Annotated in this window: 17 protein-coding genes; 9 read left to right on the top strand and 8 right to left on the bottom strand. The window is 71.3% G+C overall.

The features are described 5' to 3' along the window. Positions 1–69 precede the first annotated feature (69 nt). The 3 genes from RGE_RS03780 to RGE_RS03770 all read left to right on the top strand — a co-directional run bounded on the left by RGE_RS03780 (position 70) and on the right by RGE_RS03770 (position 2,629). The gene (locus tag RGE_RS03780) at positions 70–876 is read left to right on the top strand and encodes an ABC transporter ATP-binding protein (RefSeq protein ID WP_014426987.1); all 807 of its coding nucleotides are present in this window, start codon (positions 70–72) and stop codon (positions 874–876) included. Between the two features lie 166 nt (positions 877–1,042). Next, the gene (locus tag RGE_RS03775) at positions 1,043–1,348 is read left to right on the top strand and encodes a hypothetical protein (protein WP_014426986.1); all 306 of its coding nucleotides are present in this window, start codon (positions 1,043–1,045) and stop codon (positions 1,346–1,348) included. Positions 1,349–1,360: 12 nt separating this feature from the next. Continuing rightward, a complete protein-coding gene (locus RGE_RS03770) occupies positions 1,361–2,629 on the top strand; it encodes a phenylacetate--CoA ligase family protein (RefSeq protein WP_014426985.1) in 1,269 nt (422 codons plus the stop codon). 6 nt (positions 2,630–2,635) lie between these two features. Here the strand turns inward: RGE_RS03770 and RGE_RS03765 are convergent, their stop codons facing one another. Next, positions 2,636–3,589, bottom strand: a complete 954-nt coding sequence (locus RGE_RS03765; protein WP_014426984.1) for a tripartite tricarboxylate transporter substrate binding protein — start codon at positions 3,587–3,589, stop codon at positions 2,636–2,638. 245 nt (positions 3,590–3,834) lie between these two features. On the opposite strand from RGE_RS03765, the gene RGE_RS03760 reads away from it, so the two are divergent. Further along, positions 3,835–4,806: a tripartite tricarboxylate transporter substrate-binding protein gene (locus RGE_RS03760; protein WP_014426983.1), complete on the top strand. Its 972-nt coding sequence runs from the start codon at positions 3,835–3,837 to the stop codon at positions 4,804–4,806. Positions 4,807–4,943: 137 nt separating this feature from the next. Here RGE_RS03760 and dtd read toward each other — a convergent pair whose 3' ends face one another. From dtd to tyrS, 3 genes are read right to left on the bottom strand one after another with little or no spacing between them, the layout of a single operon-like run. Beyond that, complete coding sequence (gene dtd, locus RGE_RS03755; RefSeq protein WP_014426982.1) at positions 4,944–5,384, bottom strand: D-aminoacyl-tRNA deacylase; 441 nt, start codon at positions 5,382–5,384, stop codon at positions 4,944–4,946. Beyond that, positions 5,381–6,277: a cation diffusion facilitator family transporter gene (locus RGE_RS03750; RefSeq protein WP_014426981.1), complete on the bottom strand. Its 897-nt coding sequence runs from the start codon at positions 6,275–6,277 to the stop codon at positions 5,381–5,383. Before RGE_RS03750 ends, dtd begins: the two co-directional genes overlap by 4 nt. Before the next feature lie 28 nt (positions 6,278–6,305). Then, the gene (gene tyrS / locus RGE_RS03745) at positions 6,306–7,544 is read right to left on the bottom strand and encodes a tyrosine--tRNA ligase (RefSeq protein ID WP_014426980.1); all 1,239 of its coding nucleotides are present in this window, start codon (positions 7,542–7,544) and stop codon (positions 6,306–6,308) included. A gap of 146 nt (positions 7,545–7,690) precedes the next feature. Between tyrS and RGE_RS03740 the strand changes: the two genes are divergently transcribed. After that, positions 7,691–9,061 carry a M23 family metallopeptidase gene (locus tag RGE_RS03740; protein WP_014426979.1) on the top strand — a complete coding sequence of 457 codons (1,371 nt, stop codon included), beginning with the start codon at positions 7,691–7,693 and terminating at the stop codon, positions 9,059–9,061. 19 nt (positions 9,062–9,080) lie between these two features. Further along, positions 9,081–10,181: an anhydro-N-acetylmuramic acid kinase gene (locus RGE_RS03735; protein ID WP_014426978.1), complete on the top strand. Its 1,101-nt coding sequence runs from the start codon at positions 9,081–9,083 to the stop codon at positions 10,179–10,181. Positions 10,182–10,251: 70 nt separating this feature from the next. Here the strand turns inward: RGE_RS03735 and erpA are convergent, their stop codons facing one another. From erpA to rplM, 3 genes are all read right to left on the bottom strand, one after another. Then, a complete protein-coding gene (gene erpA / locus RGE_RS03730) occupies positions 10,252–10,626 on the bottom strand; it encodes an iron-sulfur cluster insertion protein ErpA (protein ID WP_014426977.1) in 375 nt (124 codons plus the stop codon). Positions 10,627–10,839: 213 nt separating this feature from the next. After that, positions 10,840–11,232, bottom strand: coding sequence for a 30S ribosomal protein S9 (gene rpsI, locus RGE_RS03725; RefSeq protein WP_009858096.1), 393 nt, complete (start codon positions 11,230–11,232; stop codon positions 10,840–10,842). Positions 11,233–11,240: 8 nt separating this feature from the next. Continuing rightward, positions 11,241–11,669 carry a 50S ribosomal protein L13 gene (gene rplM / locus RGE_RS03720; RefSeq protein ID WP_009858097.1) on the bottom strand — a complete coding sequence of 143 codons (429 nt, stop codon included), beginning with the start codon at positions 11,667–11,669 and terminating at the stop codon, positions 11,241–11,243. A 299-nt stretch (positions 11,670–11,968) separates the two neighbouring features. Between rplM and RGE_RS03715 the strand changes: the two genes are divergently transcribed. Genes RGE_RS03715 through RGE_RS03705 form a run of 3 tightly spaced genes read left to right on the top strand, consistent with a single transcriptional unit; the run spans position 11,969 to position 14,463 of the window. Then, positions 11,969–12,703: a GNAT family N-acetyltransferase gene (locus tag RGE_RS03715; protein ID WP_014426976.1), complete on the top strand. Its 735-nt coding sequence runs from the start codon at positions 11,969–11,971 to the stop codon at positions 12,701–12,703. A 42-nt stretch (positions 12,704–12,745) separates the two neighbouring features. Beyond that, positions 12,746–13,468, top strand: coding sequence for a DUF2726 domain-containing protein (locus RGE_RS03710; protein WP_014426975.1), 723 nt, complete (start codon positions 12,746–12,748; stop codon positions 13,466–13,468). After that, entirely contained in the window at positions 13,468–14,463 is a 996-nt protein-coding gene (locus tag RGE_RS03705) for a serine/threonine protein kinase (RefSeq protein ID WP_014426974.1), read from the top strand. The genes RGE_RS03710 and RGE_RS03705 overlap by 1 nt, the downstream gene beginning before the upstream one ends. A gap of 54 nt (positions 14,464–14,517) precedes the next feature. Here the strand turns inward: RGE_RS03705 and RGE_RS03700 are convergent, their stop codons facing one another. Next, complete coding sequence (locus RGE_RS03700; RefSeq protein WP_014426973.1) at positions 14,518–15,549, bottom strand: hypothetical protein; 1,032 nt, start codon at positions 15,547–15,549, stop codon at positions 14,518–14,520. Positions 15,550–15,709: the final 160 nt, after the last annotated feature.

Below are 15,709 nucleotides of genomic sequence, written 5' to 3'. Positions count from 1 at the left end.
GGATCCGCGGCGGCCGCTTGAGGGGCGGGGCGCGCTGCGCGCGGCCCCTATCTCTAGTTGGAGGACGGCATGGGCGATGTGCTGCTGAACGTCAACGGCATCGAGGTCATCTACAACCACGTGATCCTGGTGCTGAAGGGGGTGTCGCTGCGCGTGCCGGAGGGCGGCGTGGTGGCACTGCTGGGCGGCAACGGGGCGGGCAAGACGACCACGCTGCGTGCGGTGAGCAACCTGCTGGCGGGCGAACGCGGCGAGGTGACCAAGGGTGCGATCGAGCTGCGCGGCGAGCGCATCGAGAAGCTGTCGACGGCGCAGATGGTCGAACGTGGGGTCGTGCAGGTGATGGAAGGCCGGCACTGCTTCGCCCACCTGACGATCGAGGAGAACCTGATGACCGGCGCCTACACGCGCCGCGACGGGCGCGCCGCGGTCGCCGAGACGCTGGACAAGGTCTACACCTACTTCCCCCGCCTGAAGACGCGGCGCACCAGCCAGGCGGCCTACACCTCGGGCGGCGAGCAGCAGATGTGCGCCATCGGCCGCGCGCTGATGGCCAATCCGAAGATGGTGCTGCTCGACGAACCCTCGATGGGCCTGGCGCCGCAGATCGTCGAGGAAGTCTTCGAGATCGTGAAGGACCTGAACACGCGCGAAGGCGTGACCTTCCTGCTCGCCGAACAGAACACCAGCATCGCGCTGAAGTACGCCGACTACGGCTACATCCTGGAGAACGGCCGCGTCGTGATGGACGGCAGCGCCGAGGCGCTGCGCGAGAACGAGGACGTCAAGGAGTTCTACCTCGGCATGGGCGGCGGGGATCGCAAGAGTTTTCGGGACGTGAAGAGCTACAAGCGGCGCAAGCGCTGGTTAAGTTGAGCCCCCGAGCTCGCTATCGCTCGCTACCCCCCAGGGGGGCCGCTCGCCGGCGGACCGGCGGAGCCGGATCCGCGGCTATGGCTTGATGGCGAGCGCCGTGCTGGTGTCGCGGGCTCGCTGACCGCGGCCCGAAAATTCGCAGATCCTCGATCTCTACGACACCGCCATGAACGACGACGACTTCCTGGGGTTCGCCCCGCCGGCATTCAACCCGGCCGAGGCGCTGCAGAGGCTGCGGCGCGACTTGCGCGAGCTGGGGCTCGCGGAGCGCGCCGGGGTGTTCGAACGCCGCGGCTGCGCGATCGCGCGGGTGGATCTGGACGACACGGTGCTGAAGGCGCAGACGGTGAAGCGGCCGTCGCGCAGCAGCCCGGAATGGCAATCGAAGACGCTGCGCTCGAGCGCCGACGCGCGCGACTTCGTCGCCGACCTGAAGAAGCGGCTCGCCGCCTGGAGCGACCGCGATGACTAGGAGCCCTCGACGATGAGCGACACCGCCCTGGACCCGCTGGAGACCCGCGACCCCGCCGCACGCGAGGCGGCGCTGATGGCGGCGCTGCCGGCCCAGGTGGCCGCGGCGCTGTGCACGCCGGCATTCGCTGAACGCCTGCAAGGCGTCGAGCCGGCCGCGGTGACGAGCCGCGCCGCGCTCGCCGCGCTGCCGGTGACGCGCAAGCACGAGCTGCTCGAACGCCAGGCCGCCGAACGGGCCGCCGGCGGCGACCCCTTCGGCGGTTTCGCGGCGATCGGCTGGCGCGGCGTCGGCGCGGTGCGCATCGCGCGGCGCGTCTTCCAGTCGCCGGGGCCGATCTACGAACCCGAGGGCGCGGCCGCCGACTACTGGCGCTTCGGCCGCGCGCTGCGCGCGGCCGGCTTCCGCGCCGGCGACCTGGTGCACAACAGCTTCAGCTACCACCTGACGCCGGCCGGCTCGATGATGGAAGGCGGCGCGCTGGCGCTGGGCTGCGCGGTCTTCCCCGGCGGCGTCGGCAACACCGAGCTGCAGCTGCAGGCCCTGGCCGAGCTGCGCTCCGACGCCTACGCCGGCACGCCGAGCTTCCTGCGCATCCTGCTGGAGAAGGCCGACATCGCCGGGCTGCGCCTGCCCTCGTTGCGCAAGGCCGCGGTCAGCGGCGAGGCCTTCCCGCCGGCGCTGCGCGACGCCTTTCGCGCGCGCGGCATCGAGGCCTTCCAGAGCTACGCCACCGCCGACCTGGGCCTCGTCGCCTACGAGACCGAAGCCCGCGAAGGGCTGGTGCTCGACGAGGCGGTGATCGTCGAGATCGTGCGCCCGGGCACCGGCGAGCCGCTGCCCGATGGCGAGGTCGGCGAGGTCGTCGTCACGGTTTTGAACCCGGACTACCCGCTGATCCGTTTCGGCACCGGCGACCTGTCGGCCATCCTGCCCGGCGCCTGCCCTACCGGCCGCAGCAACGCACGCATCCGCGGCTGGCTGGGCCGCGCCGACCAGACCGCCAAGGTGCGCGGCATGTTCGTGCACCCGGCGCAGGTCGCCGAGGTGCTGCGCCGGCACCCGGAGCTGGGCCGCGCGCGCCTGGTCGTCGAAGGCGAGATGGCCGACGACCGCATGACGCTGATGGTCGAATGCGCGCGCCGGCCCGAGGGCCTGGCAGCGGCGATCGTGCAGACGGTACGCGACGTGACCAAGCTGCGCGCCGAGGTCGAGCTCTGCGACCCGGGCCAGCTGCCCAACGACGGCAAGGTCATCGAGGACCTGCGCCGCGTCGGCTGAAGGCGCTCAGGCCACCAGGTTGGCCTGGCGCGCCAGGCGCTCCCAGCGTTTGAGGTCCAGGCGGATGGCGCCGGCCCATTCCAGCGGCGACATCGTCACCGGCGTCGCGCCCAGCTGCAGCAGCTGGGCCTTGAACTCGCCGCTGTCGAGCAGCCGGTTGATCGTCTCGTTCAGGCGCTCGACCGTCGCGCGCGGCGTGCCGGCCGGGGCGACGACGCCGTACCAGACCGGGGCGTCGAAGTTGGACAGGCCGGCCTCGGCCAGCGTCGGCAGCTCGGGCAGCGCGAACGAGCGTTTGGCCGTCGACACCGCCAGCGCCTTGACGCGCCCGGCGCGCAGCTGGGCCAGCGCCGAGGGGATGGTCTCGAAGGCGAGATCGATCTCGCCGTTGGCCAGCCCGTTCATCATCGCGTTGCCGCCGGCGAAGGCGACGCCGTCGAGCTTGATGCCGGCGCGGATGCGGAACAGTTCGGCCGTCGCCTGCTGCGTCGAGCCGGCGCCGACCGAGCCGTAGCGCAGGCGCGTGGCGCCGGCGGCGGCGATCAGGTCCTTGACGCTGGCGAGCTTCGAACGCGCCGAGACGACGAGCACCGAAGGCACCGCGGCCATCGCCGCGACCGGCTCGAAGGCGGTGGCGAAGTCGTAGGGCAGGCCACGCTGCACCTGCTGCGCGACGAGGTGGTGCGAGGACGCCAGCATCAGCGTCGAGCCGTCGGCCGGGGCCTTGGCGACCATCGCCGCAGCCGTCGTGCCGCCGCCGCCGTCGCGGTTCTCGACGACCAGCGGCTGCTTCAGCGCCGGCGCCAGGCGCTCGGCCAGCGCCCGGCCCATCGCGTCGCTGGAGCCGCCGGCCGGAAAGCCGATGACGAAACGCAGGGCACGGCCCTGGGCGAATACCGGCGGCAGCGCGAAGGTCGCGGCGGCGGCCAGCAGGGTACGGCGCGGGATCGGAAGCTTCATCGGTCGATGCAAGGCAATGGCGTGCAGACCCGAGGGATTCTCCGGTGCCCCCTGCGCTACGCCGCACCACGCGCTCGCGGCGAGCGGCCATCCGTCACGGCGCGCGGCCCTGCGTCGCCTGACCGGCGTCAAACCCGTCACGGCGATGCCCCAGAGTACGTATTTCCCGACGCCAGCGCCGAGGCGCGCGCCCTAGGATGCGCGGGTTCAGGCACCCGCCCACCACAGAAGGAGACAAGGCTCTCATGAAGAAGATGCTGTTCGCCGTGGCCGCCGCCACGATCGCCGCCGCCGCGTCGGCCGCCTACCCCGACAAGCCGATCACGGTCGTAGTGCCCTTCGCCGCCGGCGGGCCGACCGACAAGGTGGCGCGCGACCTCGCAGAAGCCCTGCGCAAGCAGCTCAACAACACGACCATCGTCATCGAGAACGTCGGCGGCGCCGGTGGCACGCTGGGCGCGGCCAAGGTCGCCAAGGCGGCGCCGGACGGCTACACGCTGCTGGTGCACCACATCGGCATGGCGACCTCGCCTGCGCTGTACCGCAACCTGCCGTACAAGACCCTGGACGACTTCGAGTACGTCGGCCTGGTCAACGAGGTGCCGATGACGCTGATCGGCCGCCCCGACCTGCCGGCCAACAACTTCGCCGAACTGCGCAAGTGGCTGGAGGCCAACAAGGGCCGCATCAACCTGGCCAACGCCGGCCTGGGCGCCGCCTCGCACCTGTGCGGCGTGCTGTTCCAGCAGAGCCTGGGCATCGACATGACGACCGTGCCGTACAAGGGCACCGCGCCGGCGATGACCGACCTGCTCGGCGGTCAGGTCGACATCATGTGCGACCAGACGACCAACACCACCGGCCAGATCGAGAGCGGCAAGGTCAAGGCCTACGCCGTGACGACGACCAAGCGCCTGACGGCGCCGGCGCTGGCCAAGCTGCCGACGCTGGACGAGTCGGGCGTCAAGGGCTTCAACGTGACGATCTGGCACGGCGTCTACGCGCCGCGCGGCACGCCCAAGCCGGTGCTGGAGACGCTGAACGCCGCGCTGCGCAAGGCGCTGAAGGACCCGGACTTCATCAAGCGCGAAGAAGCGCTGGGTGCCGTCGTCGTGCACGACGCGCGCAACAACCCGGCCGACCACAAGAAGTTCGTCGAGGCCGAGATCAACAAGTGGGGCCCGATCATCAAGGCCGCCGGGCAGTACGCTGACTGAGGACGTGTGACCGTGCCTGCGCACGGTCACACGCTGCAGTCAGGGTCCGAGCTCTGCGAGGACGCGGCCTGCAAGGCGGACTGATTGAGGCGGCTGTCCGCCACCGCAACGCCGCGCCCCGCGCGGCGTTTTCGTTTCTATGCGACGCGCATCGGGATCGTCACCGGCCCGTCGTTGACCAGGTGCACCTGCATGTGGGCGCCGAACTCGCCGGCGGCAACGACCGGGTGGCGCTCGCGCGCCAGACGCAGCAGCTCCTCGTAGAGCGCACGCCCCAGTTCGGCCGGCGCGGCGCCGGTGAAGCTCGGGCGGTTGCCGCTGGCGGTGTCGGCGGCTAGCGTGAACTGCGAGACGATCAGCAGCCCGCCGCCGACGTCCTGCACGCTGCGGTTCATGCGCCCGGCCTCGTCGCTGAAGATGCGCAGCTTCAACAGCTTGTCGACCAGCTTGGCGGCCTGCGCCGGCGTGTCCGCCGGCTCGGCGCAGACCAGCACCAGCAGGCCCTGCGCGATCTCGCCGACGACGCGGCCGGCGACTTCGACACGCGCGCCGGCGGCGCGCTGGATCAGCGCGATCATGGGTGGGGATCCTCCGCGCCCGGCAGCGCGATCGCCTCGGCGTCGGCCGGCAGCAACTGGATGCTGGCGCGCAGCCCGGGCACCGCGGCCATCAGCGCCGCCTCGACCTCGGTGCGCACCTGCGCGGCATGGGACAGCGTCCAGGCGCCCGGCACGTGCAGGTGCAGGTCGACGAAGCGGCGCTGCCCGGCGCGGCGCGTGACGACGTGGTCGAAGCGGATCGGCTGCGCGGCGAAACCGGCCAGCGCGGCGTCGACCTTGGCGATGACCGCGGGCTCCAGCGCCTCGTCCATCAGGCCGCTGGCCGAACGCCAGATCAGCGACGCGCCTTCGCGCAGGATGTTCAGCGCGACGATGATCGCCAGCACCGGGTCCAGCCAGAGCCAGTGCGTGAAGTGCACCAGCGCCAGCCCGATGACGACGCCGGCCGAGGTCCAGACGTCGGTGAACAGGTGGCGAGCGTCGCCTTCCAGCGCCATCGAGCCGACCGCACGCGCCTTGCTCAGCATCGACCACGCGAGCACGCCGTTGAGCACCGAGCTGGCGATCGACAGCGCCAGGCCCAGGCCCAGCTGTTCCAGCGGCTGCGGGTGCAGGAAACGCTCGACGGCCGCCCAGATGATGCCCAGCGCGGCGACGAAGATCAGCACGCCTTCGAAGCCGCTGGAGAAGTACTCGGCCTTGTGGTGGCCGTAAGGGTGCTCCTCGTCGGCCGGGCGCGCGGCGATCGTCACCATCGCCAGCGCGAAGGTGGCGCCGGCCAGGTTGACCAGCGACTCCATCGCGTCGGACAGCAGGCTGACGCTGCCGCTGACCCACCAGGCGCCGGTCTTCAGCGCGATCGTCGCGATGGCGACCGCGATCGAGATCTTCAGGTAGCTGCTGACCTGCATCGCGGGGCGGACGCGGCGGGCGGGGCGCTCAGGCGCCCAGCGTCACGCGTGCGAACTTGCGCTTGCCGACCTGCACGACGTAGGTGCCGGCCGCGAGCTTGAGCCCCTTGTCCGAGACGACGCCGCCGTCGACACGCACGCCGCTCTGCTCGACGAGGCGCATCGCCTCGCTGGTCGAGGGCACCAGGCCGGCCTGCTTGAGCAGCGCGGCGATGCCCAGCGGCGCGCCGGACAGCGTGCACTCGGGGATCTCGTCCGGGACACCGCCCGCAGCGCGGCGCTGGAAGTCCTCGTGCGCGGCCTCGGCCGCCGCGGCGCTGTGAAAGCGCGTCGTGATCTCCTTGGCGAGCATCACCTTCGCGTCCTTCGGGTTGCGCCCGGCTTCGACCTCGCGCTTGAGCGCGGCGATCTCGTCCTCGCTGCGGAAGGACAGCAGCGTGAACCAGCGCCACATCAGCGTGTCGCTGATCGACAGGATCTTGGCGAACATGTCGTTCGCCGGCTCGGTGATGCCGACGTAGTTGCCCTTGCTCTTGGACATCTTCTCGACGCCGTCCAGGCCTTCGAGCAGCGGCATCGTCAGGATGCACTGCGGCTCCTGGCCGTACTCGGCCTGCAGCGCGCGGCCGACGAGCAGGTTGAACTTCTGGTCGGTGCCGCCGAGCTCGAGGTCGCTCTTCAGCGCCACCGAGTCGTAGCCCTGCATCAGCGGGTAGAGGAACTCGTGCACGCTGATCGGCGTGTTCGACTCGAAGCGCTTCTTGAAGTCGTCGCGCTCCATCATGCGCGCCACCGTGTAGCGCGCCGCCAGCTGGATCATGCCGCGTGCGCCGAGCGCGTCGCACCACTCGCTGTTGTAGCGGATCTCGGTGCGCGCCGGGTCCAGCACCAGGCTGGCCTGCTTGTAGTAGGTCTGGGCGTTGGTCTCGATCTGCTCGCGCGTGAGCGGCGGGCGCGTCGTGTTGCGGCCGGAGGGGTCGCCGATCGTCGACGTGAAGTCGCCGATCAGGAAGATCACCGTATGCCCCAGATCCTGGAGCTGGCGCATCTTGTTGAGCACGACGGTGTGGCCGATGTGGATGTCGGGCGCCGTCGGATCCAGCCCCAGCTTGATGCGCAGCGGCGTGCCGGTGGCCTCGGCACGGGCCAGCTTCTTCAGCCAGTCGGCTTCGGGGAGCAGTTCGTCGCAGCCGCGAAGGGAAACGCGCATCGCCTCCTTGACGCGGTCTGTGATCGGCGTCAACGGGGCAGCAGAGGATTCGGACATGGCAGTTTTTTGATGCGGGCGGGCCCCTTGCTCGCGGGGGGCTTGGCTATACTCGCGCGGCCCGTTGTAGGACTGGGCGAAAGATTCTAGAGGACGACACGAGGCCGACACCGTCCAGACGGCCTACAACGAGACCGGATCACACGTTGGGACCGAGCATCTCCCCGGAGCGCCTGATCAAGCAGGCGCAGGCGTTCACGGAGCGCCATCGCCGCGGCGTCATCGCGTCGGTCGTCGTCGCACTCGGCGGCTTCGGCGTCACCGCCTTCGGTATCGCACCGCTGGCCCCCGATGCCGCGCTGCTGCCGCAACGCCTGATCACCGAAGCCGTCACGCCCGAAGACGTGCAGGCCCAGGCCGACGCCTTGGCCGACCACTCGCTCAAGCTCGACCGCACCGAGATCACGCGCGGCACCGACACGCCGCAAAGCCTGCTGGCGCGACTGGGCGTCACCGATGAAGCCGCCGCACGATTCCTGCGCAACGACACGCTCGCACGCAAGGTCGTCGGCGGCCGCGGCGGCAAGATGGTGCAGGCACGCGCCACCGACTCCGGCGAACTCGACCGCCTCGTCGTGCGCTACCCGGCCGAGAACGCGGACCAGGCGCGCACGCACTTCACCCGCCTGACGATCGAGCGCAAGGGCACGGGCTTCACCAGCCACCTCGAGACCGCGCCGCTGGCCGTGCAGACCCGCCTGGGCAGCGGCACGATCCAGAGCTCGCTGTTCGCCGCCACCGACGCCGCACTGCTGCCCGACGCGGTGGCGATCCAGATCGCCGACGTGTTCGGCGCCGAGATCGACTTCCACCGCGAACTGCGCAAGGGCGACACCTTCAGTGTCGTCTACGAGGCGCTGACCGCCGACGGCGAGGTCGTGCCCTGGAACGAAGGCGTCGGCCGCGTGCTCGCCGCCGAGTTCGTCAACCGCGGCCGCGCCTACCAGGCCGTGTGGTTCAACCCGGGCAGCAAGGGCGGCTATTACGACATGCAGGGCCGCAGCCTGCGGCGCAGCTTCCTGGCCAGCCCGATGGAGTTCTCGCGCGTGACCTCGGGCTTCGCGATGCGCCTGCATCCGATCCTGAACACCTGGCGCCAGCACAAGGGCGTGGACTACGGCGCGCCGACCGGCACGCCGGTGCGCACCGTCGCCGAAGGCATCGTCGACCTCGCCGGGCGCCAGAACGGCTACGGCAACGTCATCCAGATCCAGCACGGCAACGGCCGCGCGACGCTTTACGCGCACCTGAGCCGCATCGACGTCAAGAAGGGCCAGCGCGTCGAGCAGGGCCAGCGCATCGGCGCGGTCGGCTCCACCGGCTGGGCCACCGGGCCGCACCTGCATTTCGAGTTCAAGCTCAACGGCGCGCAGCAGGATCCGCTGCGCGTGGCGCGCAGCGCCGAGCAGGTGACGCTGGACGCCGCCGCCCGCGCGCGGCTGGCACAGGTCGCCCAGGGGCTGCGCTCGCAGCTGGCGCTCGCCGAGGCACGCGCCGCACGCCCGAGCTTCGAATAGACCGCCAGGAGCGCCCGCCGTGGCGATCGAGCTGGGGCTGATGTCGGGCACCTCGCTCGACGGCATCGACGCCGTCGCGGTCGAGTTCGACGCCCCCTCCCCGCGTGTGCTGGCGCACGCGCACCGCCCGTTCGATGCCGCGCTGCAGGCCGAACTGCTGGCACTGAACCGCTCCGGCCCCGACGAACTGCACCGCGCCGCGCTCGCCGCCAACGGCGTCGCGCGCGCCTATGCCGCCACCGCGGCGGCCCTGCTGGCGGCCGCAGGCCTCACGGTGCAGGCGGTGCGCACGATCGGCGCCCACGGCCAGACCGTGCGCCACCGGCCGCGCGAGTTCGATGGCACCGGCTACACCGTGCAGCTGCTCAACGGCGCGCTGCTCGCCGAACTGAGCGGCATCGACGTCGTCTGCGACTTCCGCAGCCGCGACGTCGCCGCCGGCGGCGAAGGCGCACCGCTGGTGCCGGCCTTCCATGCCGAGATCTTCGGCGCGCCGGGCAAGGACGTCGCCGTGCTGAACCTCGGCGGCATCGCCAACCTGACCCTGCTGCCGGCAGCCGGCGGCGTCGCCGGCTTCGACTGCGGGCCGGCGAACGCGCTGCTCGACCACTGGGCCCGGCGCCACCTGGGCCGCGCCTACGACGCCGACGGCGCCTGGGCCGCCGGCGGCCGCGTCGATGCGGCGCTGCTGGCCGCACTGCTGGCCGAACCCTTCTTCGCGCGCACACCGCCCAAGAGCACCGGGCGCGACCTGTTCAACGAAGCCTGGCTGGCGGCGATGCCGATCGCCGGCGTCGCGCCGCAGGACGTGATGGCCACGCTGGCCGAGCTGACGGCACGCGGCGCCGCCGACGCGCTGGCCCGCCATGCGCCGGCGACGGCACGGCTCGTGGTCTGCGGCGGCGGCGCGTTCAACGGCCACCTGATGGCGCGGCTGGCGGCGCTGCTGCCGCGGGCGCGGGTGATCTCCAGCGCCGCGCTCGGCGTACCGCCCGACCAGGTCGAGGCCATCGCCTTCGCCTGGCTGGCGCGCGCCCATCGTGAGCGTCAGGCCGGCAACCGTGTCGCCGTCACCGGCGCACGCGGCGAGCGTGTGCTCGGCGCGCTCTACCCCGCCTGAAACGACAACGGCACGCGGGCGGACGCCGGCGTGCCGTGGCAACGAGGCGGCCGAAGCCGCCCCGCAGGACTCAGACCGAGAACGAGGACCCGCAGCCGCAGGTCGTCGTGGCGTTCGGATTGCGGATCACGAACTGCGCGCCCTGGAGATCGTCCTTGTAGTCGATCTCGGCGCCGACGAGGTACTGCAGGCTCATCGCGTCGATCAGCAGCGTGACGCCGTTCTTCGTCATCTGCGTGTCGTCCTCGTTGATCTCTTCGTCGAAGGTGAAGCCGTACTGGAAGCCCGAGCAGCCGCCGCCCTGCACGAAGACGCGCAGCTTCAGGTCCGGATTGCCTTCCTCGTCGACGAGTTCCTTCACCTTGGCGGCGGCGCTGTCGGTGAAGATCAGCGGCGCGGGCATTTCCTCGGTGGCGGTGGGGGCCAGATCGGCGATCGCGTTCATGAGTTCTCCAGTTCGGGCGTGACGGCACGCCGCCGGCGGAACGCCGGTGATGGAATTGTGGCGCCACGGCCTCGCAGCCCGGGACACCAGGAAGACGACCGCGACGGCGACGCGGTCTTTGCACCGCCCGGCACGGACGGCAAAACGCCGCGCCGGCCGGAAAGGCCGCGCGGCGTCGTACAGCAGGAAGGCCGGCGGAGCCGGCCCGCCCGATCAGCGCTTGCTGAACTGCTTGCGACGGCGAGCGCCGTGCAGGCCGACCTTCTTGCGCTCGACTTCGCGCGCGTCACGCGTCACGAAGCCGGCACGGCTCAGGTCGGGCTTGAGCGCCGCGTCGTAGTCGATCAGCGCACGGGTGATGCCGTGGCGCACCGCGCCGGCCTGGCCGGATTCACCGCCGCCGTGCACGTTGACCTGGATGTCGAAGGCCGCGTCATTGGCCGTCAGCAGCAGCGGCTGCTTGACGATCATGATCGACGTCTGACGACCGAAGTAGGCTTCGATCGGCTTGCCGTTGATGACGATCTGGCCGGTGCCCTTCTTGATGAAGACGCGGGCCACCGAGCTCTTGCGGCGGCCGGTGCCGTAGTTCCATTGTCCGATCATCGCAGTCCTCAGATCGCCAGCGGCTTGGGTTGCTGGGCGGTGTGCGGGTGCGTGTCACCAGCGTACACCTTCAGCTTCTTGATCATCGCGTAGCCCAGCGGGCCCTTCGGCAGCATGCCCTTGACGGCCTTCTCCAGCGCGCGGCCGGGGTGCTTGGCCTGCATGTCCTTGAAGGCGGTGGCATAGATGCCGCCCGGGAAGCCCGAGTGACGGTAATAGATCTTGTCGGTGGCCTTGGTGCCGGTGACGCGGATCTTGTCGGCGTTGACGACGATGATGAAATCACCGGTGTCGACGTGAGGCGTGTAGATGGCCTTGTGCTTGCCGCGCAAACGGAGTGCCACTTCGCTGGCGACACGTCCGAGCACCTTATCGGTGGCGTCAATCACGTACCACTCGTGCTTCACCTCGGCCGGCTTGGCGCTGAAGGTCTTCATGAGGGGGTCTTCACAATGAGCGCACCGCGAACGCGGCACGCGTGGGATCGGCTTGAACTTCCCGCCATCCCCTCGGCACCGCTTGTCTGGGGCGGCCTCTCGGGGCTGGCCGCAGCGCCCGCGAAGGCGCCCGACCTGGACGTGCTTTTCCCAGCCGAAATCGGGAAAGCCCGCGAGTATACACAGTTCTGCCGTGCCAACTATCGCCGTTTAGAACGGCAAACTGGGGAGACGGGTCAAGGGTTAACCCTAGGGCTTCGGATAGGATGCGCCCACAACAGCAGTCGCTAGGGATCACCATGACGTCCGAGTCCGAAGTTCCAGGGCACGAACCCGCCGCCGCAGCCGCGGCGGCGCAGCAGTGGGTCCCGATCCGCAAGCTCGCCGAGCGCCACCGCCCGCGCGTGCTGCAGCACCTGCTGGGGCTGGAGCCGCGTGACCGCTACCTGCGTTTCGGCTATGCCGCCGGCAACCACCAGATCGAGCAGTACGTCGCCCACCTCGACTTCGATCGCGACGAGATCTTCGGCATCTTCAACCGCCGCCTCGAACTGGTCGCGATGGCCCACCTCGCCTACCTGTGCGAAGACGGCCTGCCCGGTGCCGAGGCCGAGTTCGGCGTCTCGGTGTCGGCCCGCGCGCGCGGCCGCGGCTGGGGCTCGCGCCTGTTCGGGCTCTGCATGGTCCACGCGCGCAACCGCGGCGTCTACACGCTGCTGATCCACGCGCTGGCCGAGAACACCGCGATGCTGCGCATCGCGCGCAACGCCTGCGCCGAGGTCGGCTTCGACGGCCCGGACGCGGTGGCCCGCGTCTACCTGCCGCCGCAGGACCTCGCTTCGCAGGTCGAGGCGGTGGTCGAGCAGCAGGTCGCCGACTTCGACTACGGCCTCAAGCGCCACGCCCGCCGCTTCGACCGCTGGCTCAACCTGTGGGGCGGCGTCGGCACGCTGCCCGACCTGGGCGACGCGGCCGTGTCGCATGCCTCGCGCGCCGCGGGTGCACGCGACCGCGGGACCATGCCCCCGGTTTAAGATCGCCGGCGCATCGGCCGCGGTCCGGCGGTGCCCTCCGAGATGCCGCCCGCCCTGCCCTGGATCCTCAGCTCCATCGCCTTCGCCCTGCTCGGTGGCGCGGCGGCGCTGTGGTTCGTTCACAGGCGCACGCGGCCCGAACCCGCGCCGACGCCCGAAGGGGTGTTCGCCGCCCGCCCGGTGTTCGACGCCGTCGAACGGCGCGTGCACCGCGAGCTGCGTGCCGCGCTGCCCGAACTGCTGGTGCTGGCACGCGTGCCGCTGCGGCGTTTCTGCCGCGCCCTGGACAACGAGCGCGCCCGGCCTTTCCTGTCACGCCTGGCGACCTTGGACGTCGCCTTCCTCGTCTGCAGCCCGAGCGGCCGCGTGCTCGGTGCGATCGACCTCGAACGCAGCGAAGACCCGGCCGTCGCCGAGCAGCGCCGCTTCAAGGCCGAGGTGCTGGCCGGCTGCCGCGTGCGCTACCTGCGCTGCAGCCCCGACGCGATGCCCGATGCCGAGGAACTGATGCGCCTGCTCGACGCCACGCCGGCGGCACGCGAACGCGCCGCGGAGCTCCCGCCACCGCCGTCGCGCCGGCGCGAGCGTCACGTCTGGGTCGAGACCGCACCGGCGCCGCTGGTCGAGAACTCCTGGGTCGGCGAGCTGCCGACCGAACCCGAGCCGGCCGCGGTCGCCCCGTCACCGCCGGTGCCGCCCTGGGTGACGCCGACGCGCCGTGCGTCCGACCTGCGCGGCCGCGGCACGCCACCGCGGCGCCACTGATGAACCCACGCCCCGGATATGCCGACCTGACGCCGCAGCAGGTCCTCGACGCGCTGGACGCCGTCGGCCTGCGCGGCGACGGCCGCATCCTGCAGCTCAACTCCTACGAGAACCGCGTCTACCAGCTCTTCCTGGAAGACGGCAGCGCGGTCGTCGCCAAGTTCTACCGCCCGGGGCGCTGGAGCGACGCGCAGATACTCGAGGAACACGCCTTCGCGCTCGAACTCGCGGCCGCCGAAGTGCCGGTCGTGCCGCCGCTGGTGCTGACCGGCGCCGAGGACGGCGTGGCGCTGGCCGGCACGCCGCCGACGCTGGCGCTGCAGGGCGCGCACCGCTGGTCGGTGTCGGCGCGCTGCGCCGGGCGCGAGCCCGAGCTCGACGACCCCGAGACGCTGCGCCGCATCGGGCGGTTCATCGGCCGGCTGCATGCCGTCGGCCGCCGCTGCCCGTTCGAACACCGCCACCGGCTGGACGCACGCGCCGACGGCCGGCGGGCGCTGGCGCTGCTGGTCGAGGGCGGCTTCGTGCCCGCCGACCAGTTGCCCGCCTGGCAGGCCAGCTGCGAGCAGGCGCTCGCGGCCGTCGAGGCCGCCTTCGACGCTGCGCAGCCGCTGGCCACGCTGCGCCTGCACGGCGACTGCCACCCGGGCAACGTGCTCTGGCGCGACGGCAGCCCGCACGTCGTCGACCTCGACGACGCGATGCAGGGCCCGGCGGTGCAGGACTTGTGGATGCTGGTCTCGGGCGACCGCTCGACGATCGCCCGCCAGCTCGACACGCTGATCGCAGGTTACGAGGAGTTCAGCGAGTTCGACGACCGCGAACGGGTGCTGATCGAGCCGCTGCGCACGCTGCGCATGGTGCGCCACGCGGCCTGGCTGGCCGAGCGCTGGAGCGACCCCAGCTTCCCGATCAACTTCCCCTACTTCGGCAGCTCGGCCTACTGGTCGCAGCAGACGACGCAGTTGCGCGAGCAGCTCGAGGCGATGGGCTGAGCCGGCTCGCCGGCCCAACCCGCGGCGCGTGGCCGCTGGCTCGGCCGCGGCCGCTCAGGTCGGAGGCAGTTCGGCGTAGCTCGGCGTGCCGCCCGTCGTCGACTGGTAGGTGGCGCGAATCAGGTAGGTGCCACGCGTCGCGCCCGATTCGCTGACGACGGCACGGTAGGTGACCGTCGTCGTCGTCGTGGCGGTGACCGTGACCTGAACCGTCCAGACGCCGGCGGACACCGTCGCACTGCTGCCGCTCACCGGCCGGCCGTTCAGGCGCTGCCAGTTGGCGAAGTCGACGTCGACGTAGGTGCCGGGCTGGGCCGGATGCTCGAGGCGCGCTGCGCCGCTGCTGATGACCGACGCGCCACCGGAACTGCCGATGTCCAGGGCGGTGTAGCGCACGCCGTCGGCCGTCAGCTGGAAACCGGCCGTCGAATACTGCAGACGGGCACTGAAGTCGACCGGGCCGAAGGCGACGCCGCCGGAGTTGCCGCGAAGCCCGTCGAAGGCGATGCGCAGCGAGTCGCCGGGGCGCAAGCCGACGTCGAAGTTCACGGCCGTCTCGAAGTCGACACGCAGACCGCCGTCGATCGCCACGGCTGCGTTGCCGCTGCCGAACGCGATCTGCTGGAAGTCGAACGCGATGTACTTGCCAGCGGCGATGACGTTGCTGTTCGCGTCGGCATTGGTGCTGACCACCACCTGGCCGGCGCAAGGCGTGACCTGGAACAGTTCGTAGCAGGAGGCCGTGTCCGAAGCCTGCGCGTGCACCGTGCCCGCGCTTTTCGCACTGACCTTGCCGGAGGCACCGGCGTCGCCGAGCAGCACGTCCAGCCCCACCAGGGACGCCTGGGAGTCGATCGCACGGTCGGACGCAGCCACGGCCGACTGCACGCCGCCGATGGCGCTGCCGGACGTGGCGGTGAACGTCGCGGCCGCCGTCGGCGGCGCCTTCACGTCGTCACCGTAGGGCGAACCGCCACCACCGCCGCCGCCGCAGGCCGCCAGCGAACCCGTGACCAGGGCCGCGCCCGCGAAACGCCAGGCGAACCCCGCGGCCCGGGCGTCGCGCCCGACCGTCTTCGTCGTCATCTCTGTTCCTCCTGCCGGGCTGGGCCCGGACCATTGGCGCCGGATTCGTGCCTGTGCACCGTTCCGGCCGCCGACGATGCTAGGCCGGCCGGGCCGGCCCGTCACACTCGGTCAGAGAGGACGTTGCAGCCGCGCCAACGGCAAGGCCCTGGCCTTGACC

The organism is Rubrivivax gelatinosus IL144, from assembly GCF_000284255.1.
Taxonomy (GTDB): domain Bacteria; phylum Pseudomonadota; class Gammaproteobacteria; order Burkholderiales; family Burkholderiaceae_C; genus Rubrivivax; species Rubrivivax gelatinosus_A.
Note: the sequence above shows the minus strand (reverse complement) of the source record. Positions and strands in the feature narration are given on the sequence as shown.